Here is a 24,892-nt window from a genome sequence, read left to right on the forward strand (position 1 = left end):
CCGGCCGCAAATCCTTTTCAGCCCTGCGTGATCGACGGTTCCATTCCGGCCCTGATTTTGCGATAGGCAGGCAGAACGACAGGGATCGCCTGTCGATTCCAACCCCTTTTGTGGAAGGTCGCCCGTGGCGTTTCGCGACGGTCCCTTTGAAAACCTGAAGGTGCCGCTGGTCTGGACCGCCGCGGTTGTCGTCGTCGTGTCGATCGTGGCCGCCGGCCTCCTGTTGGTGAGCGATCGCAAGGCCGTCGACGGCGGTTCCAGCTATGGCGCCGTGCGCGGAGCGGCTGATACGGTGACTGGACCTGTCAGCGGGATCTTGGCCGCGCCGGTGCGCTGGGTCGGCGCCGTCACCGACTATGTCGGGGGCTATTTCTTCGCGGTGTCGGAAAATCGGAAACTCAAGGCGGAATTGGCGGAACTCCAACCGTGGCGCGACCAGGCCATCGCCCTGAAGAACGTCAACGCGCGCTATGAAGCCTTGCTGGGGCTGCGGACTGAGCCGCCCGTTCCGATGATCACGGCGCGCGCCATCTCCGACGCGCGCGGACCCTTTAATCGGGCCAAGCTTCTGGACGTGGGCACGCGCCGCGGCGTGCGGATCGGCAATCCGGTGATCAATGAACACGGCCTCGTCGGTCGCGTGACGGGCGCGACCGGAGGCGTGAGCCGCATGGTGCTCCTGACCGATGTGGCGTCTCGGACGCCCGTCCTGGTGGATCGCACCGATGCGCGGGCGCTTCTCACCGGCGACGGCAGCGACAACCCGCGTCTGGAGTTTGTTCGCGGAGCCGGCTCGGTGCAGCCGGGTGATCGCATTCTGAGTTCTGGGGACGGTGGGGGACTGCCGCGCGGCATACCGATCGGCGTCGCCGCCAAGGGCATTGACGGCAGCTGGCGCGTCAAACTGTTCAGCGATCGTGGCGCTGTCGATTATGTGCGTGTGCTGTTGTTCCAGGACTTCGGCCAACTGGTCGATCCCAACGCCCTGAATGCGCCGCCCCTGGCGGGTCTGGGGACGGCGCCCGAGCCCAGCCTCGAACAGGCGGCTGCGATTGCGGACGTTGCCGCACGCCGGCAAGCGGCCGCACGCGCCCAGGCCGAACGCACGCGGCAGGCCCAGGCTTCGCAGGCCGCAACCGCCGGGCCGTCGGTTCAGCGCGGTCCGGCTCCGCGCGCCGCTCCGGATCAGTCCACGCCTGAGACTCCGCCGGGCGGACCCTCGCCTGCGCCGGGAGGCGCCGCGTGAGACGGCCGGTTGCGGTCCGCGTCGTCGGGCCTTTGCAATGGATCCTCTATCCGGCCCTTGTGGCGGTCGCGGCGACCATCGTCCTGGCCACCCCCGCCCAGCTTTTCGGCCTGACCTTGCCGGAGCCGGTCGTGCCCATGGTTCTGGCCTTCGCCTGGCCCTTGATCCGTCCGTCGATGACGGCGCCGGCTGTGCTGTTCGCCCTGGGCCTGTTCCTTGACCTGTTTTGGAACGGCCCGCTCGGCATGTGGGCCCTGTGTCTGATGGGGGTCTATGGCGTCCTGCTTCTGTCGCGCAATCTTTTGGCCGGACACGAAGGGCTGATCCGGTTCGCCTGGTATGTGGCCTGCACCCTGGGGGCGTTTCTGTTCGCCTATGTCATCGTGACGGTGCGGGCGGGCAATCCGCCGGCCATTCTGTCGCTGATCGGCCAGATCGTCCCGACCCTCCTGCTTTATCCGGTCGCTGACTGGATGCTTGAGCGGTTCGACGATGGAGACATTCGCTTCCGATGAGCGGCGAACCTTCCATTTTTTTCGCCGACGTCAATGAACGACAGGGCTCGTTCCTGCGGCGCACCTTCGTGTTCGGCGGCCTGGCGACCCTCGGCGTGGCGGCGCTTGTAGGGCGGCTGGCCCAGCTCCAGGTCGTGCAGGCTCAGGAGTATGCGACCCTCTCGTCGCAGAACCAGTTCAACTTCCGCATGGTTCCGCCGCCGCGGGGCCTGATCAAGGATCGCAACGGCGTCGTCATCGCCGGCAACCGCCCCAGTTTCCGAGTGCTGGTGGTGCGCGACGAAACCAAGGACCTGGACCAGACCCTGGACCTGCTGGGTCGGCTGCTTCCCGACACCCTGGAACGCCGCCGCGCCATCATCCGCGACGTCAACGCCTCGTCCAAGTTCAACCCGGTTCCGGTCAAGAGCGACCTGACTTGGGAGGAGTTCGCCAAGGTCAATCTGTACGCCAACGAGCTGCCGGGCGTCATGGCCGACATGAACGACGCCCGCTACTATCCGTTCGGCGGCTCTTTCGCCCATGTGGTCGGCTATGTGGCCAAGGTGTCGGACCGAGACGTCAAGGCCATCCGCGACAAGGGCGAAGAAGTGCCGCCCCTGCTGTTCAACCCCAGTTTCCGCATCGGCCGTCAGGGGGTGGAGAAGGCGCTGGACGAGGCCCTGCGCGGCGAGCCCGGCGGCAATCGCGTCGAGGTGGACGCGCGGGGTCGGGTGGTGGCCGAGGATGTGGGCGGCTCCCGCCCGGCGGTTCCCGGGCAGGAAGTGGTTCTGACCCTGGACGCCGACATTCAGAACCGGGCGCTGGAGGTGTTCGGCGAGGAGTCCGGCGCCTGCGTCGTGATGGACGTCCGCAACGGCGACATTCTGGCGATGACCTCCGCCCCCTCGTTCGATCCCAACCTGTTTGTGGGGGGCGTGCCTTCCAGCATCTATCGCGCCTTGGCCGACTATGAGCGTCGCCCGCTGCTGGACAAGGCTCTCACGGGGACGTTCGCGCCCGGCTCGACCTTCAAGCCGGTCGTGGGGCTGACGGCGTTAAAACGGGGCGGCGATCCGAACCGACGGATCGTCTGCAACGGGGCCTACTATCTGGGGCGGCGGTTCGCCTGCCTGGGACGGCACGGTTCGCAGGACATGCGTTCGGCGATCAAGAACTCCTGCAACGTCTATTTCATGACCCTGGCGGTCGAGGTCGGGCCGGACGCCATCGCCGAGACGGCGCGCGAAATGGGCTTTGGCCAGACCTACGACATCGGCATCTCCGGCCAGAAGCCGGGCCTGGTGCCTGACCGAGAATGGCGGCGGAAGAATCCCGTGCGGGGCGACGGCAAATGGTATCCGGGCGAAACGCCGAGCTACGGCATCGGTCAAGGCGCCTTGACGGTCAACGCCCTGCAACTGGCCGTCTATGCTTCGCGACTGGCCAATGGCCGAAAGGCCGTGACGCCGCGGCTGATCAAGTCGATCGGGGGAGTGGAGCAGGGGGGCGACCGCAGCTTCGCCGACCTGCCCTATGATCCGGCCTTCGTGCAGGTGATGCGGGAAGGGATGGAGGCGGTGACCGACGTCGGCGGGACCGGCTTCAGGAACAGCCAACTGGGCCTCGGCGACATCCGCATGGCGGGCAAGACCGGGACGGCCCAGGCGCAGAACTACGGCGCCGGCTCCCGCAAGGGCGCGGGCCGGCCCTGGGCCCAGAAGGACCACAACCTGTTCATCGCCTTCGCGCCGGCGGACAATCCCCGCTACGCCGTGTCGGTGATTGTGCAACACGGCGGCATGGGCGGCGGTACAGCCGGCGCGCCGCGCGCGCGGGAGGTGATGAAGGTCGCCTTGCTGAAGGATCCGGAGATGCGCGCGCGAATGGAACGCCCGCCGGCGCCCGAGCCGACAGAGACGACGGACCTGACCCAGCCTTCGACCGTCGAGCCGGCGGCGCCGACGCCGGAGGCGGTTGATCCGCTTCCCCCATCGACGGAGCCGCGCTTATGACCGCTTCCGCCCTGTCTCGTCCCGGCGAGCGCGAGCGCGTTTCGACCAAGATCAGCCAGCTCGACTGGCGGCTTCTGCTGCTCATCTGCGCCGTAGGCGGCGCGGGCGCAATGATGCTCTATTCGGTGGGGGGCGGCTCGTGGTCACCCTGGGCGGCTAAACACCTGATCCGGTTCGGCGTCTGCCTGGTGCTGATGCTGGGGCTGTCGATGATCAACATTCGCTACTGGTTCGCCCTGGCCTATCCCATCTATGGCGTGGCCCTGTTCCTACTGGCTCTCGTCGAGACGCCGTTGGGCTACACCGCGCTCGGCGCCACGCGCTGGCTTGACCTGGGCGTGACCCGCATACAGCCCTCGGAAATCATGAAGATCGGCGTGGTTCTGGCCCTGGCGCGTTGGTACCACGGGGCCTCGGCCAAGGAGGCGAGCTTTCACTGGAAGCTGATCATTCCCGTCGCCATCATCGGCATGCCCTTCCTGCTGGTGGCGCACCAGCCGGATCTGGGCTCGGCCATGCTGATCGGCCTGACCGGCGCGGCCATCATGTTCATGGCCGGTCTGAACTGGAAGATCATCGCCGCCGTCGCCGCCGTCGCCACGGTCGCCGTGCCTCCCTATGTGATGTTCGGCATGCACGACTATCAGCGCCACCGGGTCCTGACCTTCCTGAACCCTGAGGCCGACATGGCCGACAAGGGGTATCAGATCGTCCAATCCAAGATCGCGATGGGCTCGGGCGGGCTTCTTGGCAAGGGCTACGGCCTGGGCAGCCAGAGCCAGCTGGAGTTTCTGCCCGAGCGTCATACCGACTTCATCTTCGCCGCCTTCGCCGAGGAGTTCGGCTTCGTCGGCGCCTTCTTCCTGCTCAGCGCCTATGCGGCCATCATATTGATCTCTTTGCGAATAGCGTCCCTGTCCCACAGTCATTTCGGCCGTTTGGCGGCGTCCGGCGTGATCGCCACCTTCGCCATGTATGTGCTGATCAACGGAGCCATGGTTATGGGGCTTGCGCCAGTCGTGGGCGTGCCCATGCCGCTGTTGTCCAACGGCGGCACGGTGATGCTGACCGTCATGATCGGCTTCGGCCTCGTCATGGCGACGCGGGTGCATCGATACGCCGAACTGCCGAAGGGCCATGGGCTGATCTGAGGCCGATTGAAAAGCGCGCCTCGGCAGGCCGTCCGCCTAGACCTCGCACGTTTGATTACAGCGCCGCAGATTCAGCGTGCGCCGTAGGCAGACTAGACTACTAAGGTAACCGGTGTCTTTTTTGTCCTCAGCCCTGTAACAGGAGGAACAGAAACGACTCGTCGCGTCCGACCGGCGGGAACTGAGGGAAGGATTTCATGACCCAGCCGCTCCGACTACATCCCGACCGCCTGTTTCCGGCCGATGCGGGAACCCGCGCAGTCGCGCGGCGGCTGTACGACGCTGTCAAAGATCTGCCGATCATCAGTCCGCACGGGCATACAGACCCCAGCTGGTTCGCCCTGAACCAAGCCTTCGCCAACCCGGCTGAGCTGCTGATTACGCCCGACCATTACGTCTTTCGAATGCTGTATTCGCAGGGGATGGCGATGGAGGATCTGGGCGTGCCGCGCGTCGACGGCGGGCCTGTGGAGACGGATCCCAGGAAAATCTGGCGCCGGTTCGCCGAGAACTATCACCTGTTTCGCGGCACGCCTTCGCGCCTCTGGCATGACTGGGTCTATGCCGAGGTGTTCGGCCTAGATGTGCGTCTGTCGGGCGAGACGGCGGACCACTATTACGATGTCATCGACGCCGCCCTCAAAACCGACGGTTTCCGACCACGCGCGCTGTTCGAACGCTACAATATCGAGGTTCTGACCACCACCGAGAGCCCGCTCGACACCCTGGATCACCACAAGACCATCGCGTCGTCAGGCTGGAAAGGCAGGGTGCTGACCGCGTTTCGACCCGACCTGGTCCTGGATCCGGACTATGAGGGTTTCCGCGACAATCTGCACAGCCTGGCCGATCTTACCGGTCGCGACGTCATGAGCTGGGACGGCTATCTTCAAGCCCTCCGCGACCGTCGCGCCTTCTTCATCGAAAGGGGCGCGACCTCGACCGACCACGGCCATCCGACCGCCTTTACGGCGGATCTGCCGAGAGGAGAGGCCGAGGCTCTGTTCCGTCGCGTATCCACGGCGTCTGCGACAGCTGCGGACGCCGAGCTGTTTCGCGGCCAGATGCTGACCGAAATGGCCGCCATGTCGGTCGAGGACGGCCTGGTGATGCAACTGCATCCCGGCAGTTTCCGCAATCATTCGGCGACGGTGTTTGATCGCTTTGGACGCGACAAGGGATGCGACATTCCCACCCCGACCGATTACGTCAGGGCGTTGAAGCCGCTGCTGGATCGCTTTGGAGCGGACAGGCGCCTGTCCTTGATCGTCTTCACCCTCGACGAGACCAGCTACAGCCGCGAACTGGCTCCGCTGGCCGGTCATTATCCGGCGTTGAAACTGGGCCCCAGTTGGTGGTTCCACGACAGCCCAGAGGGCATGCGCCGCTTCCGCGAACAGGTCACCGAGACCGCCGGCTTTTACAACACGGTCGGGTTCAATGACGACACCCGCGCCTTCCTGTCGATCCCGGCCCGTCACGATGTGGCGCGGCGCATGGACTGCAGCTTCCTGGCCCGGCTTGTGGTGGAGCATAGGATCGAGGAGGACGAGGCGCACGAGGTCGCCCACGCCCTGACCTATGGCCTGGTCAAGGCGGCTTACAAGCTGTGAGCGGTCAAACGTCCCGGCTGAACTCAGGGGCTTTGTCGCAACTGCCTTTGGACGTCGCTCAGCCCAAATATGACCGTGCGGAGGTGAAGACCGGCGTAGTGCATCTGGGGGTGGGAGCCTTCCACCGCGCCCATCAGGCGGTTGTTTTCGACGACGCCCTGGCCGGCGGCGACCTGCGTTGGGGGGTTCTCGGGGCCTCGCTGCGGTCGCCGGGCGTCAGAGACCAACTGAATCCCCAAGACGGACTGTACACCCTGGTGCTGCGTGACGGGGCGCGCGAGGATCTTCGCATCATTGGCGCGGGCTGCGGCGTCCTGGTCGGCCCAGAAGACCCCGCCGCCCTGGTGGCCGCCATGGCGAGGGCTGAGGTTCACATCGTCACCTTGACCGTCACCGAAAAGGGTTACCGTATCGACCCCGCAAGCGGCGATCTGATTTTCAATGATCCGGACGTGGCTGCGGATTTGATCGATCTGGAGGCGCCGCGCACGGCCCCCGGATTCCTTGTTGCGGCGCTGAAGGCGCGCAAGGCTGCGGGCCTTAAACCCTTCACCGTCATCAGCTGCGACAATCTTCCGCAGAACGGGCAAAGAATCAGGGCGGCCGTGCTGGCGATGGCGGGCCGTATCGACCCTGATTTGGCCGACTGGATCAGGCGTCATGGCGCCTTCCCGCAGACCATGATCGACCGCATTGTTCCTGCGACTACCCCCGACGATGTGGCGCGACTGACCGGCCGGCTCGGCTTTGAGGATCAAGGCATGGTCAAGACGGAGCCCTTCACCCAGTGGGTGATCGAAAACCACTTCGCCGGCGAGCGACCGGACTTTCCAGGGCTGGGCGTTCAGTTGGCGGAGTCCGTCGAGCCTTGGGAGAACGCCAAGCTGAGACTCCTGAACGGCGCTCACTCCGCCTTGTCCTACCTTGGGGCCCTGGCCGGCTTCGAACATGTGCATGAGGTGGTGGGTGTGCCATCCTTCCGCACCTATGTCGAAGCCCTGTGGGACGAGGTCGAGACGACGTTGGAGCCGCCGCCCGGTTTGGTGATCGCCGACTATCGGCGGGCCCTGATGGCGCGCTTCTGCAACGCCGCCCTGATGCATCGCACACGCCAGATCGCCATCGACGGTTCTCAGAAGCTGCCGCAGCGGCTGTTGGCGACGGCCTCAGATCGTTTGGCGGCAGGGCTCGGGATCAAGGCGACGGCGCTGGGCGTAGCGGCCTGGATGAGGTGGCAATCGGGTTTGACGGAAGGGGGAGAGCGCTTCGAGGTCGATGATCCGCTGGCCGCCGAAACGGCGCGGCGTCTGGCTGAGGCTGACAATGAAGCCGACCAGGTGCTGAGTCTTCTGAGGCTTGCGGCCGTTTTTCCGCAGCGCCTGGCGGCGGACGACCGCTTCGCCCTGGCGGTTACGGACGCCTATCTGTCGCTGTGTCGCAAAGGAGCGGTCGAGGCGGCGCGGGAGGCGGCGGTCTAGATCATGTCTCGCATTGTGGTCTTAAATTCACTCGACGACGTCGCCATCGCCCTGGATGACATTTCCGAAGGCCAGACTCCCGAAGGCTTGGACGTCCCCGCGCGCACCCACATCCCCACGGGTCATAAGATCGCGCGTCATGCTGTGGAAGCGGGAGGAGTGGTTCGTCGCTATGGTCAGGTCATCGGCCGCGCCCGCATTGCGATCGCGCCGGGAGACCACGTTCACATCCATAATCTGATGATGACCGACGATGGACGAGAGGCCGAGGTGGGGGCAGATCTGCGTTCGCCGCCGCTGCGGTCTGACGCGACCTTTCAGGGGATCGTGCGCCCGGACGGGCGAGTGGGGACGCGAAACTATATCGGCGTGCTCACCAGCGTGAACTGTTCCGCCACAGTGGCGCGCCGCATCGCCGACGCCTTTCCTGATGACGGCCTGCCGGACGGCGTCGACGGGGTGGTCGCCTTCACCCACCAGGGGGGATGCGGGGGCTCATCCCTGTCTTCCGACGTCGCCCTTTTGCAGCGCACCCTGGGAGGCTATGCCCGCCACCCGAACTTTCACGCCCTGCTGATCGTAGGGCTGGGGTGCGAGGCCAATCAGATCCCCGCCTGGCTCGCCAATGAGGGGCTGAACGCCGGTCCCACACTTCATGCCCTGACCATACAGGAGGCTGGAGGGACAGGGCGCGCGATCGAGGCCGGCGTCGCGATCGTTCGCGACCTGATTAGGGAGGCCGCCAAGATGCGACGCACGACCGTGTCGGCCGAGCATCTAACGGTCGGCCTTCAGTGCGGCGGTTCGGACGGCTGGTCCGGCGTCACGGCCAACCCGGCCTTGGGCGAGGCGGTCGATCGGCTGGTCAGCCACGGCGGGTCGGCCCTGTTGTCGGAGACACCCGAAATCTGGGGCGCCGAACACCTGCTGCTGCGCCGCGCAGCGTCACAGGCCGTCGCCGACAAGCTGCAGGCGCGCCTGGCCTGGTGGCGCGACTATGCGGCGCGGCATCAGATGGAGCTGAACAACAACCCCTCTCCGGGCAATCTGAAGGGCGGATTGACAACCATCCTGGAGAAGTCTCTGGGGGCCGTCGCCAAGTCGGGCTCGACGCCGCTCAACGATGTGATCGGCTATGCCGAACCGCGGGCGGCCAGGGGGCTCAGCTTCATGGACAGCCCAGGCTACGATCCCTGTTCGGCGACGGGCCAGATCGCCTCGGGCGCCAATCTGATCGTCTTCACCACCGGCCGTGGCTCAGTCTTCGGGGCCAAGCCGGCGCCCTCGATCAAGATCGCGTCCAACGCCAAATTGGCGCGCTGGATGGACGAGGACATGGATATCGACGCTTCGCCGGTGCTTACGGGCGCCAGCCTGGCCGACGTCGGCGAACGGATCTTCCAAAAGATGCTGGCCGTGGCCTCTGGCGAGCCTTCAAAGTCGGAGGCGCTGGGCATCGGCGACAATGAGTTCGTCCCTTGGCAGGTGGGCGCCTATCTCTAAGGGCCGGACGCCGGACGGCCCGATCATTCGGGCCGCCCGCTCCGGTCAGGCGACCAGGGCCTGGATCAGATCGCCCATGTTTCGAATGAAGACCGAGGTGGAAACGCCCTCGACCGGGTAGTCGGTCCGATAGGGCGACGTGTCCCAGACGTCGCCGACGCGTGTCATCTGATATTCGCCGCCGGTCACGGCGGTCGGAGAGTCGCCCCTGTAGGGGTTCGACGTCGTCGTCAGCGGCGTCGGCCAATAGCCCCGCGTATTCAGTCCCGCCAGAACCTCGGCTACGCGGCTTTCGCTGACCGGCGACGGCCGTTTGGCCTCGCTGGACATGTCCCAGACATCGACGTCCTGAAGGGTGAAATACGTCGGAAGCCGTAGAGAGCCCGGTCGCGCCTTCAGCGGCGACCCTTGCGTCGCAGCCTCGACGGGCAGGGCGGAGAGGCGGGCATACTCCGCGCGAAGAGCGGGCGTGTCCACGTTCCGGAACGAACCGTAGTGGACGATCAGATTCTCGGGATTGTCGTCGGCGTAGTACTGGCCGTTGGCGACGTTGGACCCCCGACGATGGATGTAGATCGGGGTGTTGGCGCCTTCGAGAATGAAGGTGGGATGGGTCCGCCCCGGTGTATTGAGCGGCGGCTTGGTCGCGACCTGATCCAGCCAGTCCAGGGCCTCAGGCAGGCGGTCAAGGAATTTCCGGTCCCCCGTCAATCGGTAGAAGCCGAGCATCGACTTGATGTTGGTGCCCGTCGCATGGGTGACGAAGGCCTGAGGTTCGATCGTCCGCGCGCCGGCCGGCTTTAGGGTGTCGGGGAAATGCTGCAGGCCCCAGGCGGGCTGTGGCTGAGGCTGTTGGGTTCTGACGAAGATATCCATGCCGCGGTTGATCGCATCCAGGATGCGCGGATCGCCGCGTCCGTTCCGCGCCAGTCCGTGCCAGGCGTAGATCAGAAACTCCAGATTCTCGCCTGCGACATCGTCATTGAAGGTGATGTAGGGCGTGTAATCAGCGTGCCCGTGGACGCCGCCATTCTGCACGAAGGGGTAACGTTGAGGCCAGCCGCCGTTCGGATACTGGCTATCGAGGACAAAATCGATCGCCTTGTTCAGAGGCGCCAGATATTTGCGGTCTCGCTTTTCGAGGTACAGGCGAAGAAGCAGTTGCGAGGCCTCAGCCGTACCCGCGTCATCGAAGGTGGCGTTGCCGTAGTAGCGATGAAATTCTTCCAACCGCCAGGCGTTCTTGCCGACCGTGTCGTACCACCGCCTCAGCGAAGCCTCGCCGGCCGTGTCGATGACATAGTTCCAGCCGCCGGCCGGGTGTTGGCCCCGGACTAGAGCGTCGGCGGCGGACTTGGCGGCCTCATAATAGAATTCGTCGCCGGTCGCATGGTAGGCGTCCAGGAACAGGTGCCCCATGGTCGCGGTTCCAGGCGGCTGCACCCAGATCATGGTCGGGCCGGCTTCCAGCTCGCCCCAACGCCGAGAAAAGTCGGGCAGATACTGCCAGACATAACCGCCTTCGACTGCAGCCTCATCGGTCATAAAGCGTGCGGCCCGCTTCATCCCCGCCAGGATGGCGTCCCGCTGAGGCGCCGAGGCGGCGACAGCGAGGGCGGGTGCTGAGGCGGCGACGAATGTGGCGGCGGCGCCGGCGGCCAAGACGGCGCGACGGCTCATGGAAGGGGCATGCATGCTGAAACTCCTGGACCTCTGAAACGGCTCTTCGCGGCCGGTTGGAGACTCAATCAAGCACGATTGACACCGGTTTCCTAGGGGAGTCTCGACGGGATCCGGCTGGGATCTAACGGCGAATGTCGAACCCGTTGTCACCCATGGCCGCCCGAACCTGATCGGCCGAGAACATGTTGAAATCGCCCGGAACCGAGTGTTTCAGGCCGGCGGCCGCCAAGCCGAAATCCAGCGCCTGCTGATCCGACCAGCCGCTCCAGAGCCCGAACAGCACGCCGGAAGCGAAGGCGTCGCCACCGCCTACCCGGTCCACGACACCGGCCATGTGCAGGGCGTCCGCCTGCGTTTCGACGATCCGTCCACCGTCTCGCGTCAGCATCACCGCCGAAAGCGCCTGGTCGGCTACGCTGTCTTGCACCCGCAAGGTGCAGGCGATGCGCTGAAGACGAGGAAAGGCGTCGAAGGCGGCCTTTGCGGCCTCGCGACGCCGGACGGCGGGGTCGGCGTCGTCGAACCGCGTCCTCAGCACCAGGCCGAAGTCGCGATCGTCGGCAAAGGCCAGGGTCGCGCCGCTCAGCATGCGGCCCAAGACCCTCGGGGGATCGCCGTCCCATTGCTCCCACAGCTTTCCGCGGAAGTTGCCGTCATAACTGACCTTAACCCCCAGGCGCGCCGCAGCGTCTATCAGGGCGACGGCGGCGGACGAGCCGTTAGGGCCCGTAGCCGGCGTGACGCCGGACGCGTGCAGCCATTCCACCCCGTCCAGCAAGGCGTCCCAGTCGAACGCCGTATGGACATGTTCGACGAAGGCGGAGCCGGCGCGGTCGTACAGGACTTCCGATGGGCGCCTTACGGCCCCAGGGGTGAGGAAGTACAGGCCCATTCGACCGGCCTTGAACAGGACCGTCGAGGTATCGACGCCGTGTCGGCGCACTTCGTCACGCGCGGCGCGACCCAGGACGTTGTCGGGCAAGACTGTCGCCAAACCCGTGGGGGCGCCGAATTGGGCCAGGGAGACCGCGACATTCGCCTCCGCGCCCCCTGGACGGACCGTCAGGGCGGGAGACTGCAGAAGCAACTCGTGCTGATTGGGCGAAAACCGCAGCAGCATCTCGCCGAAGCAGAGGATGCGGCGGGGAGATGCGCTGTGGGTCATGCTTCAGACTAGCCGTCGCTCAGCGCGCCTGCCAACCGCCGTCGACCGGCAGGATGGCGCCTTGGACATAGTCGGACGCTCGGCTCGCCAGGAAGACGGCGGCCCCGCCGAGGTCCGAAGGCTCGCCCCAGCGGCCGGCCGGGATGCGGCCCAGGATTTCAGCCGAGCGGACGGGGTCCTCGCGCAGCGCCTGAGTGTTGGCAGTGGCGAAATACCCAGGCGCAATGGCGTTGGCGGTGATGCCGTGCGGCGCCCATTCATTGGCCATCAGCTTGGTCAGGCCGGCCACGCCCGACTTGGAGGCGGTGTAGGAGGGCACCCGGATGCCCCCCTGGAAGGAGAGCATGGAGGCGATGTTGATGATCTTGCCGCCTTCGCCCTGTTTGATGAAGTGACGGGCCACGGCCTGGCTGAGGAAGAAGACGGTCTTCAGATTGATGTTCATCACCAGGTCCCAGTCGGCCTCGGTGAAGTCCACGGCGTCGGCGCGGCGGATCAGGCCCGCATTGTTGACCAGGATGTCGATCCGGCCCATCGCCTCAAGGGTTTCCTGAACCACGCGCTCGACCGGTTCGATCGAGGTCAGATCGGCGCTGACCGCATGAGCGCGGCGTCCCATGGCCTTCACCTTGGCGACCGTGTCGTCGGAATCCGACAGGGCGACCGAAACGATGTCGGCGCCGGCTTCCGCCAGAGCCAGAGCGATTCCCTGGCCCAAGCCCACATTGCCGCCGGTGACCAGGGCGACTGTTCCGGTGAGGTCGAATGGAGTGGTCATATTGTGTTTCCTCTAGTCTGCGCCTTTTGCGACGCCGTTTAGCGGGTGTGATGCGGCAAGGGCTAATGTTCCGCTCTGTCAGCCTCGCCGGGAAATCGATCCGGCTGACCTTGCATCTCTCCCCATGTGGACTAGGTAACCGGTGTCATATTATGATGCAATCCATTAGCCCATAATCGCGCGACATGGTTCGATGTCGCCTGAACTCGCCTTGAGGAGTCCCCATGAAGATCGCGCTCATTATCGAAAACAGCCAGGCCGCAAAAAGCGAGACGGTGCATGCGGCTCTGTCCGCCGTCGCGGAGCCGCTGGGGCATCAGGTGTTCCACTATGGAATGTACGCCGCCGAGGATAAGGCGTCGCTGACCTATGTGATGAACGGCGTGCTGACCGCCATCCTGCTCAACTCCGGCGCCGCCGACTTCGTGGTGACCGGTTGCGGCACCGGCATGGGATCGATGCTGGCCTGCAACAGCATGCCGGGCGTCTTCTGCGGCCTGGTCATTGATCCGACCGACGCCTTCCTGTTCGGCCAGATCAATGACGGAAACGCCATCTCCATGCCCTATGCCAAGGGGTTCGGTTGGGCGGCGGAGCTGAACCTTCAGGACGTGTATCGCAAACTGTTCGAGGGCGAGCGCGGCCTGGGCTATCCCAAGGAACGTGCGGAGATCATGCGCAAGAACCGAGGCGTGCTGCGCGATCTGAAGGCCGCATCCTGCAAGGACATGCTGACCGTGCTGAAGGAGATGGATCAGGACTTGCTGAAAGCCGCGATCGCGGGCGAGCGGTTTTCCGAATACTTCTTCGCCAACGCTACGGACGAAGATATTCGCGACTATCTGAAGGGCGTTCTGAGCGGCGCGAAGGCTTTGGAGCCCGCATAAGGCCAAGGCTCGGCCGGCGCGTGGCCCGCGCCGGCCGCCTTTTTGAAAAGCGTTTTCAAGCCGCAGGGATAGCGGATTTCCGCACCACGAGAGCAGGTCGGACTTCCGGCTGCTTCAACTGGGCCGCATCCACGCCGCGCATGGGCGCCAGAAGCTTCTCGGCCGCCATGCGGCCCATGTCGCGAATCGGCAGGCGGACGGAGGTCAAGTTCGGCCAGACCCGCGCGGCCATGGGCAGATCGTCGAACCCGACGATCGACAGGTCGCGTGGCAGCTCCAGCCCCCGCTCGCGGGCCGCCTGCATGATCCCGATCGCCATGTCGTCGTTGAGGGTGAAGATGGCGCTGGGCGGGTGGGCCAAGGAAAGCAGGGCGTGGCCGGCTTCAACGCCTGATTCAAACGTATAGGCGCCCTTGAAGTCGTATTCGGACGCCAGTGGAATCCCGCGCGCCGACAGGGCGTCGAGAAAGCCCTTGCTTCGCACCGCCGATGATCGGAACAGGTCCGGCCCGCGAACCAGACCGATCCGCAGGTGGCCAAGGTCGGCAAGGTGATTCGCCGCCTCAGCCGCCCCTATTCCGTCGTTCGTCACCACCATCGACGCCGGCTCATCCAGGGCCACCGAGGCGATCCGGACATAGGGGCAATCCAGTTCGCGCAGCAGCGCGATGACCGCCTCGTCCTCAGACACCGACGGGGGCATGATGACGCCATAGAGCCTTTGCCGCTCCACGAAGCCTCGGATGTCCTCAAGCAGAGTAGGGGAGTTGCGGTTGCAAGGGTGGACGACAAGTTCCAGCCCCGAACCCTTCAGGGCGTCCAGCACGCCCTGCTGCATATTGACGACATAGGTCGGACTGGGGTTGTCGTAGATCAGGCCGATCAGGAAAGAGCGGCGGAACGCCAGCCCGCGCGCCTGGGGATCGGGCGTAAAGCCCAACGCCTTGATGACCGCATTGACTCGTTCCCGCGTGTCCTGGCGCACGAACGGCGACTGGTTGATCACGCGCGAGACGGTCTTTTTGGACACTTCCGCCACGCGGGCGACGTCGTTGATGGTGGCCCGCTTAGCCGTCTTGCCGGGGCGCGGATCGTCTTGAGCCAAGGTGCGGCTCCTTCCTTCTTGTCGAGCTTCAGCCATAACGCCGACTCGCGTCGGACGCTACAAACCTCTTCAAAGCGCATTGACACCGGTTTCCTCCCTCGCTCTTATCGCGGCCTGTTTGCGAGGCCTTACCTTGATCCGCACCTATTCATTCGTGAGCGTCGCGTCATGAGCGCGACGCCGATCGCCGAAATCGGGACGGCCTCTGTCGCCGTGGAGCCGGATAAGATCGCAGCGCGGTTCGTGGCGGCGCGACTGGCCTGCCGCGCCACGCCGGACTATCCAGGTCGGATTCCCGAAAACATGGCCCAGGCCTATGCGATCCAGTCCGCCGCCATAGAGCGGTTTCCCGACAAGGTCGTCGGATGGAAGGTCGGCGGAGTGCCGCCTTCACAGCAGCCGGAGTTGGGGGTTCACCGACTGGCCGGCGCCATCTTTGCACGCAATGTTTGGGCGAGCGCTGAAGGCGCCGCGACGGCGTTGCCGGAGATCGAGGGCGGCTTTGCAGCCGTCGAGTCCGAGTTCATCGCCCGCATCGGTCATGATCTGGACCCCGACAAAACGGATTGGAGCTTGGCGGACGCCGTCGCGGCGATCGACAAGATCTTCGTGGGCGTCGAGCTGGCGGGCAGCCCCTTGTCGGCGATCAATGACCTGGGCTCCGCAGTCGTCGCCTCAGACTTCGGCAACAACGGCGGCCTGATCATCGGGCCTGAATTGGCGGATTGGCGCGAGCGGCTGGAAGCGATCGAGGTCGAAACCTTCGTCAACGGCGAGAGCGTCGGTGTCGGAGGTTCTGCGTCGCTTCAGGGCGGCGCAATGGAGTCCGTCCGTTTCTTGGCCGAGCATTGCGCCCGATGGGGCCGACCGCTGAAGGCCGGCATGTTGATCTCCACCGGCGCCGTTACCGGCGTACACCGGGTCCATGCAGGGGATCAGGCCGTATGCGTATTCAGGGGCGTTGCCGAACTCCATTGCTCGGTCGTGAGGGCTGAAGCGCAGTAATCTTCTTAAACACGTCAACCTGGCCGCCGTTGAGGGACGAGAGAGCCGGGACGCGTGAGGAACCATCAGGAACGGGAATAATCATGACCGACGCGTCAAGCGCAGGACCGATTGAGATCAAGGCGCCGTCGCCGGGCAAGTATCGGTGGATCATCATGTGGCTGCTGTTTGCAGCCATGGTCATCAACTATGTCGATCGCCAGATGATCGGCTTCTTGAAGCCCATGCTGTCAACCGAGTTCGGTTGGTCGGAGACCGACTACGCCGACATCGTCTTCTGGTTCCAGGCCTCCTACGCCGTGGCCTATCTGCTCTGGGGCCGGATCATGGACCGCGTCGGCGCGCGCTGGGGCTTGGGCGTGGCATTCGGCATCTGGCAGATCGGCCACATCCTGCACGGCGCGGCGCGGGATCTGTCGCACTTCATGATGGCGCGCATGCTCCTGGGCGTCGGCGAGGCCGGCGGATTCCCTGGAGGCATCAAGGCCGTCGCCGAGTGGTTCCCAAAGAAGGAACGCGCCCTGGCGACGGGCCTGTTCAACGCGGGCACCAATATCGGCGCCATTGTCACGCCCCTGATCGTTCCGGGTCTGGTTCTGGCCTTCGGCTGGCAACTGGCCTTCGTCATCACCGGCCTGCTGGGCCTAATCTGGCTGCCGATCTGGCTCCTGGTCTATCGCCGGCCCCGCGAACAGAAGCGGCTGTCGGCTGCCGAGCTGGCCTATATCGAGCAGGATCCTGCCGATGTCGTTGAAAAGGTCAAATGGACCAAGCTGTTGGGCGTCAAGGAAACTTGGGCCTACGCCCTGGGCAAGTTCCTGATCGACCCCATCTGGTGGATGTTCCTGTTCTGGCTGCCGGACTTCCTCGGCAAAACCTACGGACTTGATCTGAAATCCTTCGGCCCCCCGCTGGTCGCCATCTACCTGTTGTCGGACGTGGGATCGGTCGGCGGCGGCTGGCTGTCGTCTCGCTTCATGCACCGCGGCATGAGCGTCAATAGGGCCCGCAAGATCACCATGCTGATCTGCGCCCTGTGCGCCGTCCCGGTCGCTTTCGCCGCCATGGCGTCCAACCTCTGGGTGGCGGTCGGCATCATCGGTTTGGCCACTGCGGCCCACCAGGGCTTTTCGGCCAATCTCTACGCCCTGCCGGGCGACGTCTTCCCGCGCTCGGCGGTCGGTTCGGTCGTCGGGATCGGGGGCATGTTGGGGGCCATCGGCGGCATGGCGATGGCGAAGTACGCCGGCTATGTGCTGGAGCAGATCGGCACCTATACGCCGATCTTCATCGTGGCGGCTTCAGCCTATCTGATCGCCCTGTTGGTGGTGCATCTGCTTTCGCCGAAGTACGCTCCGGCCAAGGTCTGATCAAAGCGCGGCCGGACGATCACTCGTCCGGCCGCTTCTTTTTGGATGAAGAGATGAAGCTGCTTCGAAGACATCTGCTCGGCCTGGTCTTGGCCGCAGGCGGCCTGGCCTTCGGACGACCGGCGGCGGCCGAGGCTTTCTCTGCTGGAGAGCGGCAGGCGGCCCCGCCGCCCGATCCCGACGAAACGATCCGGTTGTGGCCCCGCGGCGCGCCGGGCGGGGAGGGGGTGCGGCTCACGCCGATCGTGCCGGAGCGTTCGACCGATCCGGCTTTTCACGACCGCTACGCCCAGTACACCGAAGACCCTATGCTGACAGTCTTTCGGCCGGCACGGCCCAACGGCTCGGCCCTGCTGTTGATCCCGGGCGGCGGCTACCGTTGGGCGGTTCTTGACAAAGAGGGCTACGACGTCGCCCGCGTCTTTGCGGCGACCGGTACGACCTGTTTCGTGCTTCGCTACCGACTTCCGGCGGATGGCTGGGCCGCCGGGCCGGACGCCCCGCTACAGGATGCGCAACGGGCGATGCGGCTGATCCGCTCACGTGCGGACGTCTATGGAGTGGACCCGGCGCGGATCGGCGTCCTCGGGGCCTCTGCGGGCGGGCATCTCGCAGGATTGCTCAGCGCCAGGCGCGATGAGACCTATCCCGCCATCGACGCCGAAGACGCCGTTTCGCTAAGGCCCGACCTGACGGTCTTGATGTACCCGGTGGCCACCATGGCTGATCCCCACGCCCACCAGGGTTCGCGAACCCATCTGCTGGGCCAGGCTCCCGCAGCGGACCAGATCAGGGCCTATTCTCTGGAGGCGATGGACTGGCGGGACGCCGCGCCGGTTTTCCTGCTTCACGCCATGAACGACCTGGCGGTCCCGGTCGAGAACAGCCTTCAACTGTTGAGCACGCTGAAGGCTGCGGCCGTGCCGACGGAGGCGCACCTCTTTCAAGAAGGCGGCCACGGCTTCGGCGTACGTCTGATCCAGGGCCGGCCCGCCCAGGTCTGGCCTGCCTTGGTCCGGGCCTGGGCCGGTCGGCTGAACGTGCCGCTCTAGGCGGGTCAGGTTCCGGGCTGGATATAGGGAATGGCGGCGAAGAAGGCGCGCTCGTCGCCCCTGGGATCGTTCGCCATGCGTGGCTCGACATCAAACAGCAGAGTCTGGCGCTGTGGCAGTTCGTAACGGTCCCAGCGCGGCAGGCCCGGGTGGTTCGGATCACCGTCCCGCGCCAAGGCGGCGAATGCCTTTCGCATGGCCGCTGAGACGGTCTCGGCGCCAGGACCGTTCACGCGGGATTCGGGCGAGGCGACAGTTCCGAAGACCAGGGGGATGTCCGCCGTGTGGAAGGCGCCCTTGCGGCCAGAGGCCATGACGCCGGGAAAGTCGAGCTGATAGACCCAGGCGGGCGCTCCGGCCTTGGCGCGTTCCTCGGCCTCGATCACCGCGCCACGCCAGGAGCGGCCGGCCGTGGTCGCGGCGATCAACACCTGGTCGGGCGACCAGTCGGGATGCATGCGACGATAGGCGTCGACGACGACCTCGGGCGCGACGTCGATCCGCATGACGGACGGCGTCAATCGACCCGGTAGCGTGTCCCAGGTCAGGTCCTGGTTTTTGGGATCGTCGCCCATGAAGCCCAGCGTCTCCTCGCGCGTATTGCCGATGATCATGGGCGTCTTGAGACCCGAGGACGCGGCGTCCGGATAGAAGGGATGTCGGGGCAGGGCGCGGAAATCTAGGACCGGGCCGAAATACAGCCCGCCGAATCCGAGAATCGGGTCCTGCACCGCCTGGGCTTCGAGCAGGCGCTCCACCGGCAGGGTCGCCGCTTCGGCCGCGCGATCGGGTGTCAGCCCCAGGGCCTTCAACCACGTCACAGCGCGAGTGGTGGCGTTGATCGGTCCGGACGCCGTGACCTGCTGACCGCTCATGGTGGCGGCGCAGTGGAACAGGCCTTCCGCCGCCGGCATGGCCATCAGGGTGGCGATCTTCGCGCCGCCCCCGGACTGGCCGAACAGCATGATTCGATCAGGATCGCCGCCGAAGGCCGCGATATTGTCGCGAACCCATCGCAGCGCGAGGATCAGGTCAAGCTGACCGAGGTTGCCGGAGTCTTCAAAGCCTGGAACGAGCCGCGCCAGATAGGCGTAGCCGAAGGCGTTGAGGCGATGATTAAGCGTGACCACGACCACGTCCTCCTCTGCGGCCAGTCGCGAGCCGTCATAGAGGGGGTGCGAGCCCGAGCCGGTGGCGTAGGCGCCGCCGTGGATATAGACCATCACCGGCCGCCGAGCGGCGTCGGCGCCAGGGGTCCAGACATTCAAGAAAAGGCAGTCTTCGCTTTGGTTGGGTTCATCCCCGCGTTGGGGAGCGGCGGCGCCGAACTGGACGGCGAGGACCGGCGTCCGCCAAGGCACGGGCGGTTCGGGCGGCCGAAATCGCCGTGTCGGGGCTCCGTAGCGAATCCCCTTGAAGACGCTGAGCTCCCTTTCCCGCAGGCCGATGACGGGCCCAGCCGTCGTCGTCACGCGCGGCGCCGAGGCGCGCGGCCCTGCCGTCGCCGTTTGCGCTATAACGGCGGCGGACAAACCCGCCGCTAAGGCCGTTCGCCGCGTCATGGGCGTCTGTCCTGCGGAACTGCTGGAGAGGGGCTGCTTCAACCTGATGTCCTTCCCTGTCGCCGGTGTTCTGTCGCCCGGTCGGTAATGGTCGGCAAGGCCGCCTTGCCTATGATGCGCGGGCCTCGAAAACCCGTCAGACGTCCGTCTTGCAATAGAAAGGCGACTGTGCGTACAACAACTATGACACCGGTAGCAGTACTTTGGCAAACCAAAGCTGACACCGGTGTCGTCCGCCAGCAGCGGGCGGCTGAACGGAGGCGGTTGATCTCCGAGGGCCATGAACGGGAGGAGAAAACCAAATGACCCCACGCCAGAAATTCGCTCAACGCGCCCTGACCGCGACCGCATCGCTCGGCGCCTTGACCCTCGCGCTCATGGCGCACGACGCCGCCGCTCAGGCGACCGAGACGGCGCCCCAGCCGCAGAACGCCACTGAGGTTGATGAGATCGTGGTCACCGGTTTTCGGGCCAGCCTTCAGAACGCCCTGAATATCAAGCGACGCGAGGCTGGCGTGGTGGACGCCATCTCGGCCGAAGACATCGCTGATTTCCCTGACACCAACCTCGCCGAGTCGATCCAGCGTATTCCCGGCGTGTCCATTGACCGCGACGCCGGCGAAGGCCGCACCTTGACCGTCCGGGGTCTAAGTTCGGAGTTCACCCGGACGCGGATCAACGGCATCGAAGCCCAGGCTTCCACCGGGGCGACCGATTCTTCCGGCGGCGTCAACCGAGGGCGGGGCTTCGATTTCAACGTCTTCGCCTCGGAGCTCTTCAACAATATCACGGTGCGCAAGACCTCCTCGGCCGAGGTGGAGGAGGGCTCATTGGGGGCCACGGTGGACCTTCGGACCAGCCGACCCTTCGACAAGATGGGCTTCCAAGGCGCGCTGTCTGGCCAGTACGGCTACAATGACCTGTCGGAAGACTGGAGCCCCCGCTTCGCGGGCCTGATCTCCAACACCTGGGCCGACGATCAGCTGGGCGCCCTGTTTTCCATCGCCTACAGCGAACGTGAGAGCCTCGAAGAAGGCTTCAGCTCCGTCCGTTGGGGCCCGGCCAGCGCCGACGGGGGTTTCCAGAACGGCAGCGTCCTGCCCAGCCCGGCGAACACCTATCATCCGCGTATTCCGCGCTACGGCAGCCTTGAACATGGTCAAGAGCGGCTCGGCGCGACCCTTTCGCTTCAGGCGCGGCCCGGCAACGGTCCGACCCTGTTCACCTTGGATATGCTCTACTCCAAGTTGGATTCGACCCGCAGCGAGAACTTCCTGCAAGCCTGGTCCCTCAGCCGCGGGGCGGATCAGGGCGGCAAGCCCCAGGTGGACATCGTCGATTTTGCAATCGATCCCGACACCGGCGAGATGACCTATGCCCGGCTCGACGACATGGACATCCGCAGCGAGCAGCGGTTCGACGTCCTGGAGACTGAGTTCAAACAGATGACCTTTGCGGTCGAACACGAGTTCTCGGACCGACTGAGGTTCAACGGCCTGATTGGCCGGGCGGAATCGAGCTTCGGCAATCCGGTGCAGGTCAGCGCCATCATCGACCGACAGAATGTCGACGGCTACTCCTATGATTTCCGGGAAAATCGCAATCTTCCGGCCATCAACTGGGGCTTTGACGTCACCGATCCGACGCAATGGTCCATCGTCGGCCCGACCGGCGCCCAGCCCCGGTCCGAGCTGCGCTCCAGCGCCAACTTTCAGGACAATGTCTACACCACCGGCGAAGCCAATTTCGCGTTCGAGCTGAGCGAGCGCCTGACGCTGAAGGCGGGCGTCAGCCGCAAGGAATATGAATCAAGCAGCCGGGCCTTTGCGCGTGTGGCGAATGGCGCGCCGGCGCTTCCGGCTGGGGTGACCATGGCGGATGTGACGGATCTGCGGACCGGGTTCGGCAAGAATCTGGACCTGCCCGCCGGGGCGGCGACATCCTGGATCCGTCCGGACCTGGAGGCGCTGCAGACCGTCTGGGATTATCGTTGCAACTGCGACACCGGGGTGGCCGGCGGCGACTTCCGTCTGGTCGGGTTGAACGGCAACCCTTCTACCTACGGCAACTGGCGCGAGGTGACGGAGACCGACACGGGCGGCTTCGTTCAGGCGGATTGGAATCTGGAGATCATGGGCCTGCCGGTCCGCGGCAATGTCGGCGTGCGTCAGGTCAAGACCGAGGTCGAAGCCCTGGGCTATTCCAACGTCGGCGGGGTGGCGACGCCGGTGACGGGCCAGAACGAGTATGAAGACACCCTGCCGTCGCTGAACGTCGCGGTTGAGCCGATGGAGGACCTGATCGTCCGCTTCGGCGCCGCCAAGGTGATGTCGCGTCCGCCGGTCACCAGCCTTGTTCCGGTCTTCGCGCTGAGCGCGGTCAACGCATCGAGCAACACCGCCTCGCTTGGAAACGTCGAACTGGAGCCCTATCGCGCCAAGACCTATGATCTGTCGGTCGAATATTATTTCGCGCCCGAAGCCCTGCTGTCCTTCGCCTATTTCTACAAGGACATCTCCACCTTCGTGCAGACGACCCAGCAGACCCTGACCTACGGCGAACTGACGGCGCTCAATCCTGTGGCCTTCCCGGCGGTCTCCACCCGGCCGCCCGGTTCGCCCTATGTGTTCAGCACCCCTACCAATACGGAAGGGGGGCCGCTGAAGGGGTTTGAAATCAGCTACCAGCAGACTTTCAGCTTCCTGCCGGGGCCGCTGTCCAACATCGGCGCGCTGCTGAACTACACCCACGTCGAGTCTGAGATCGACTACTGCACCACGGCGAGCTGCACCGTCATCGTGACTGAGGATCTGGTGAACCTGTCGCCCGAGGCTTGGAACGCGACCCTCTACTATGACGACGGCAAGCTGAACGCGCGGGTCTCAGCCGCCTACCGCGACGCCTATTACCAGAATGTCCCGGGTTCAAACGGCGCGGCGGGTCTGATTCCGTTCCAGGGCAAGTCCGAGACGACGACGATCGACGCCTCTGCCTCTTACAATCTGACGGACAGCCTCAGCTTGTCGGTTGAGGGGCTGAATCTGACGGACGAGGAAAACCGTCAGAACCACGGCGACCTAGGCGGATCGCGCGACAGCACCTATGTCTACCATCACACCGGCCGCCAGATTTACATCGGGGCGCGCTACCGCTTCTGATCGACGGGGCTTCCTGTCCATCGTGCGGCCGAACGGGCGATGCTTAGGCATCGCCCGTTTTGCATGAAAGGCCCTGAGTTTGGCCTTCACGCAGCAAGAACCCCGGTCCCGCAAGGCGGAACCGGGGTTGGAAGGTCAGATCGGTTGGTGATCAGGCCTTTGCGGCCCGTTGCTTATCCGACGCGCTGCGGGCCAGCTCGCGGTTCATCCACAGGGCGACCAGGGTGCAGATCGCGCCGGACAGCAGATAGGCGCCGGCGGCGATCAGGCCGAACTGGCTGGAGATCCACAGGGCGGCGAGGGGAGCGAACCCGGCCCCGAATAGCCAGGCCAGATCTGACGTCAGGGCCGAGGCCGTGTAGCGGTTGGCCAGGGAGAAGCTGGAGGCCACCGGACCCGAGGCCTGGCCAAATGACAGGCCCAGCAGGATGAAGCCGGAAATCATGAAGGTCAGCTCGCCGATCGCGCCGCCGTTCAGCAGTTGGGGTGCAAAGCCCGAGAAGGCGGCGATGCCGGCGGCGGTGATCGCCAGCAGGGTCCGTCGGCCGTAACGGTCAGCCAGAAGGCCCGAGGCCAGGATGGCCAGAAGACCGAAGGCGGCGCCGACCATTTCGATTAGCAGGAAGCGCACCGGCGTCTCCTGGGTGAAGAGGAAGACCCAGGACAGGGGGAAGACGGTGACCATGTGGAACATGGCGAAGCTGGCCAGGGGGGCGAAGGCGCCGATGGCGATGCGCGGACCCTCGGCCTTGACGGCGGCATGGACCGGCACCGGCTGAAGTTCGCGCGTCTCGAACAGCTTCTGGAAGCTGGGGGTGACGACGATCCGAAGCCGCGCGAACAAAGCCACGACGTTGATCGCGAAGGCGACGAAGAACGGATAGCGCCAACCCCAATCCAGGAAGTCGGCGGCCGACAGGGTGTTCAGGAAGAAGGCGAACAGGGCAGAGGCGACGATCAATCCGATCGGGGCGCCCAACTGCGGGATCATGGCGTACCAGCCGCGCCGGTTCTCCGGCGCGTTCAGGGCCAGAAGCGACGCCAGCCCGTCCCAGGCGCCGCCCAGGGCGACGCCCTGGCCGATGCGGAAGACGCCCAGCAGGACGGCGGCGGCGATCCCGATCGTCTCGTAGCCCGGCAGGAAGGCGACCGCGACGGTCGAAGTGCCCAGAAGGAACAGAGCGGTCGTCAGCTTGGCGCCGCGCCCGAACTTCTGGTCGATGGCGATGAAGAGGGCGGTGCCGAGAGGCCGCGCCAGGAAGGCCAGGGCGAAGACGGCGAAGGACAGCAGGGTGCCGCCGATCGGACCCGCAAAGGGAAAGATCAATTGCGGGAACACCACGACCGAGGCGATGGCGTAGACGAAGAAGTCGAAGAACTCCGACGTGCGGCCGATGATCACACCAATGGCGATCTCCCCGGCGTCCACCTTGCCATGGCTATGGTCATGACGGGCATGGAGGGCGGCGGCGTCGCGTTCCAGCGACTCTGACGAGGGGGTCGTCGAGGCGGACATGGGCTGGCATCGCTCCGTAAAACGGGTAAAATTGGAAGGTCGCGGCACTGACGCCGTATTATGACCGCGCGCCCTTTGCGATGAAAGGCGGTCCAAGGGGATAGGACAGAT

The 24,892-nt window shown here is 65.2% G+C and carries 18 protein-coding genes; 12 read left to right on the plus strand and 6 right to left on the minus strand.

The window, feature by feature from the left end; all coding sequences use genetic code 11:
* The first annotated feature begins 124 nt into the window (after positions 1 to 124).
* The 7 genes from mreC (at position 125) to GGQ93_RS04635 (ending at position 9,500) form a co-directional block, all read left to right on the plus strand.
* A complete protein-coding gene (gene mreC / locus GGQ93_RS04605; protein WP_054765853.1) occupies positions 125 to 1,246 on the plus strand; it encodes a rod shape-determining protein MreC in 1,122 nt (373 codons plus the stop codon).
* The gene (locus tag GGQ93_RS04610) at positions 1,243 to 1,761 is read left to right on the plus strand and encodes a hypothetical protein (protein WP_054765852.1); all 519 of its coding nucleotides are present in this window, start codon (positions 1,243 to 1,245) and stop codon (positions 1,759 to 1,761) included. Before mreC ends, GGQ93_RS04610 begins: the two co-directional genes overlap by 4 nt.
* Positions 1,758 to 3,755: a penicillin-binding protein 2 gene (gene mrdA / locus GGQ93_RS04615; RefSeq protein WP_152950321.1), complete on the plus strand. Its 1,998-nt coding sequence runs from the start codon at positions 1,758 to 1,760 to the stop codon at positions 3,753 to 3,755. The genes GGQ93_RS04610 and mrdA overlap by 4 nt, the downstream gene beginning before the upstream one ends.
* Positions 3,752 to 4,906: a rod shape-determining protein RodA gene (gene rodA / locus GGQ93_RS04620; RefSeq protein WP_054765850.1), complete on the plus strand. Its 1,155-nt coding sequence runs from the start codon at positions 3,752 to 3,754 to the stop codon at positions 4,904 to 4,906. Before mrdA ends, rodA begins: the two co-directional genes overlap by 4 nt.
* Before the next feature lie 197 nt (positions 4,907 to 5,103).
* Entirely contained in the window at positions 5,104 to 6,519 is a 1,416-nt protein-coding gene (gene uxaC / locus GGQ93_RS04625; protein ID WP_183215415.1) for a glucuronate isomerase, read from the plus strand.
* Between the two features lie 32 nt (positions 6,520 to 6,551).
* On the plus strand, positions 6,552 to 7,997 hold the full coding sequence (locus GGQ93_RS04630) for a mannitol dehydrogenase family protein (protein WP_224764258.1): 1,446 nt from the start codon (positions 6,552 to 6,554) through the stop codon (positions 7,995 to 7,997).
* 3 nt (positions 7,998 to 8,000) lie between these two features.
* Positions 8,001 to 9,500 carry a UxaA family hydrolase gene (locus GGQ93_RS04635; protein WP_183215419.1) on the plus strand — a complete coding sequence of 500 codons (1,500 nt, stop codon included), beginning with the start codon at positions 8,001 to 8,003 and terminating at the stop codon, positions 9,498 to 9,500.
* A gap of 45 nt (positions 9,501 to 9,545) precedes the next feature.
* On the opposite strand, the gene GGQ93_RS04640 is transcribed toward GGQ93_RS04635, so the two are convergent.
* The 3 genes from GGQ93_RS04640 to kduD form a co-directional block, all read right to left on the minus strand.
* The gene (locus tag GGQ93_RS04640; RefSeq protein ID WP_183215421.1) at positions 9,546 to 11,195 is read right to left on the minus strand and encodes a pectate lyase; all 1,650 of its coding nucleotides are present in this window, start codon (positions 11,193 to 11,195) and stop codon (positions 9,546 to 9,548) included.
* A gap of 109 nt (positions 11,196 to 11,304) precedes the next feature.
* Complete coding sequence (locus GGQ93_RS04645; protein WP_183215423.1) at positions 11,305 to 12,348, minus strand: sugar kinase; 1,044 nt, start codon at positions 12,346 to 12,348, stop codon at positions 11,305 to 11,307.
* 19 nt (positions 12,349 to 12,367) lie between these two features.
* On the minus strand, positions 12,368 to 13,126 hold the full coding sequence (gene kduD, locus GGQ93_RS04650; RefSeq protein ID WP_054765844.1) for a 2-dehydro-3-deoxy-D-gluconate 5-dehydrogenase KduD: 759 nt from the start codon (positions 13,124 to 13,126) through the stop codon (positions 12,368 to 12,370).
* Positions 13,127 to 13,350: 224 nt separating this feature from the next.
* Between kduD and GGQ93_RS04655 the strand changes: the two genes are divergently transcribed.
* A complete protein-coding gene (locus tag GGQ93_RS04655) occupies positions 13,351 to 14,013 on the plus strand; it encodes an RpiB/LacA/LacB family sugar-phosphate isomerase (protein ID WP_054765843.1) in 663 nt (220 codons plus the stop codon).
* Positions 14,014 to 14,068: 55 nt separating this feature from the next.
* On the opposite strand, the gene GGQ93_RS04660 is transcribed toward GGQ93_RS04655, so the two are convergent.
* Positions 14,069 to 15,118, minus strand: a complete 1,050-nt coding sequence (locus tag GGQ93_RS04660) for a LacI family DNA-binding transcriptional regulator (protein WP_224764259.1) — start codon at positions 15,116 to 15,118, stop codon at positions 14,069 to 14,071.
* Between the two features lie 18 nt (positions 15,119 to 15,136).
* Between GGQ93_RS04660 and GGQ93_RS04665 the strand changes: the two genes are divergently transcribed.
* From GGQ93_RS04665 to GGQ93_RS04675, 3 genes are all read left to right on the plus strand, one after another.
* Complete coding sequence (locus GGQ93_RS04665) at positions 15,137 to 16,123, plus strand: 2-keto-4-pentenoate hydratase (protein WP_183215427.1); 987 nt, start codon at positions 15,137 to 15,139, stop codon at positions 16,121 to 16,123.
* Positions 16,124 to 16,206: 83 nt separating this feature from the next.
* Positions 16,207 to 17,493: an MFS transporter gene (locus tag GGQ93_RS04670; protein WP_152950316.1), complete on the plus strand. Its 1,287-nt coding sequence runs from the start codon at positions 16,207 to 16,209 to the stop codon at positions 17,491 to 17,493.
* A gap of 53 nt (positions 17,494 to 17,546) precedes the next feature.
* On the plus strand, positions 17,547 to 18,545 hold the full coding sequence (locus GGQ93_RS04675) for an alpha/beta hydrolase (protein ID WP_183215429.1): 999 nt from the start codon (positions 17,547 to 17,549) through the stop codon (positions 18,543 to 18,545).
* Positions 18,546 to 18,550: 5 nt separating this feature from the next.
* Here the strand turns inward: GGQ93_RS04675 and GGQ93_RS04680 are convergent, their stop codons facing one another.
* Complete coding sequence (locus GGQ93_RS04680) at positions 18,551 to 20,107, minus strand: carboxylesterase/lipase family protein (protein WP_183216062.1); 1,557 nt, start codon at positions 20,105 to 20,107, stop codon at positions 18,551 to 18,553.
* Positions 20,108 to 20,409: 302 nt separating this feature from the next.
* Between GGQ93_RS04680 and GGQ93_RS04685 the strand changes: the two genes are divergently transcribed.
* Positions 20,410 to 23,265: a TonB-dependent receptor gene (locus GGQ93_RS04685; RefSeq protein ID WP_183215431.1), complete on the plus strand. Its 2,856-nt coding sequence runs from the start codon at positions 20,410 to 20,412 to the stop codon at positions 23,263 to 23,265.
* A gap of 151 nt (positions 23,266 to 23,416) precedes the next feature.
* Here the strand turns inward: GGQ93_RS04685 and GGQ93_RS04690 are convergent, their stop codons facing one another.
* On the minus strand, positions 23,417 to 24,781 hold the full coding sequence (locus tag GGQ93_RS04690; RefSeq protein WP_183215433.1) for an MFS transporter: 1,365 nt from the start codon (positions 24,779 to 24,781) through the stop codon (positions 23,417 to 23,419).
* Positions 24,782 to 24,892: the final 111 nt, after the last annotated feature.

The sequence above is a fragment of the Brevundimonas aurantiaca genome (assembly GCF_014199955.1).
GTDB lineage: Bacteria > Pseudomonadota > Alphaproteobacteria > Caulobacterales > Caulobacteraceae > Brevundimonas > Brevundimonas aurantiaca.

Excerpts from the sequence above, each read along its gene's own strand:
- GGQ93_RS04675 (WP_183215429.1), top strand. The coding sequence starts at position 17,547 with ATGAAGCTGCTTCGAAGACATCTGCTCGGCCTGGTCTTGGCCGCAGGC.
- kduD (WP_054765844.1), bottom strand. The coding sequence starts at position 13,126 with ATGACCACTCCATTCGACCTCACCGGAACAGTCGCCCTGGTCACCGGC.
- mrdA (WP_152950321.1), top strand. The coding sequence starts at position 1,758 with ATGAGCGGCGAACCTTCCATTTTTTTCGCCGACGTCAATGAACGACAG.
- GGQ93_RS04680 (WP_183216062.1), bottom strand. The coding sequence starts at position 20,107 with ATGACGCGGCGAACGGCCTTAGCGGCGGGTTTGTCCGCCGCCGTTATA.
- GGQ93_RS04670 (WP_152950316.1), top strand. The coding sequence starts at position 16,207 with ATGACCGACGCGTCAAGCGCAGGACCGATTGAGATCAAGGCGCCGTCG.
- GGQ93_RS04645 (WP_183215423.1), bottom strand. The coding sequence starts at position 12,348 with ATGACCCACAGCGCATCTCCCCGCCGCATCCTCTGCTTCGGCGAGATG.
- GGQ93_RS04685 (WP_183215431.1), top strand. The coding sequence starts at position 20,410 with ATGACCCCACGCCAGAAATTCGCTCAACGCGCCCTGACCGCGACCGCA.
- GGQ93_RS04690 (WP_183215433.1), bottom strand. The coding sequence starts at position 24,781 with ATGTCCGCCTCGACGACCCCCTCGTCAGAGTCGCTGGAACGCGACGCC.
- uxaC (WP_183215415.1), top strand. The coding sequence starts at position 5,104 with ATGACCCAGCCGCTCCGACTACATCCCGACCGCCTGTTTCCGGCCGAT.
- GGQ93_RS04635 (WP_183215419.1), top strand. The coding sequence starts at position 8,001 with ATGTCTCGCATTGTGGTCTTAAATTCACTCGACGACGTCGCCATCGCC.
- rodA (WP_054765850.1), top strand. The coding sequence starts at position 3,752 with ATGACCGCTTCCGCCCTGTCTCGTCCCGGCGAGCGCGAGCGCGTTTCG.
- GGQ93_RS04640 (WP_183215421.1), bottom strand. The coding sequence starts at position 11,195 with ATGCATGCCCCTTCCATGAGCCGTCGCGCCGTCTTGGCCGCCGGCGCC.
- GGQ93_RS04655 (WP_054765843.1), top strand. The coding sequence starts at position 13,351 with ATGAAGATCGCGCTCATTATCGAAAACAGCCAGGCCGCAAAAAGCGAG.